This is a genomic window from Pedobacter yonginensis, from assembly GCF_003173595.1.
Taxonomy (GTDB): Bacteria; Bacteroidota; Bacteroidia; order Sphingobacteriales; family Sphingobacteriaceae; genus Pedobacter; species Pedobacter yonginense.
In genome coordinates this window covers 1-580 of sequence record NZ_QGNZ01000011.1, presented here as the reverse complement: position 1 = coordinate 580, position 580 = coordinate 1, and the positions used below count along the sequence as shown (strand labels likewise).

Annotated in this window: 1 tRNA gene; it reads left to right on the top strand. The window is 50.0% G+C overall.

What is annotated here, in order from left to right:
- The first annotated feature begins 51 nt into the window (after positions 1-51).
- Positions 52-125, top strand: a tRNA-Ala gene (locus tag DHW03_RS19140).
- Positions 126-580 lie beyond the last annotated feature (455 nt).

Genomic DNA, 580 nt, shown 5'->3' with positions numbered 1-580 from the left:
GGGGTCTCCAGTTCAAATCTGGACGGGACTACCAATTATGAACATCCTTTTGGGGGATTAGCTCAGCTGGCTAGAGCGCCTGCCTTGCACGCAGGAGGTCAACGGTTCGACTCCGTTATTCTCCACATAAGCTGGAAGACCAAGGTTAATTAGCCGGAAGCTTTCGGGAAATACATCAAACGCCACCGATCGGGATCGATCGGGCACATTGACATCAAGATTGAGGAAAACGCCATGGGGCACTTGTACGGGATAATGTCCTGGTACATGGAACGGTTCGAGACCGCGGTTTTTGACTAACAGGATTCAGGCCAAAGGCTTGGGATCGGGCGATGAACCCCGTGACCTTATACCCTCTGCCCATCCTTGGAAAGTTCTTTGACATATTGGAAGAAGTTAAAAAAGAAGAGCAAACAACAATAGGCGACTGTTGTGTTTGTGCTCACCGCAGGCAGCAGCGATGCGATCTGTGGTATGAGACATCATGACAAGAGCGAAAAAAGCATACCGTACGGCGCAAAAGGCGTACAGGTAGAAGAAAGTAAAGAAGAGTACACGGGGGATGCCTTGGCTCTCAGAG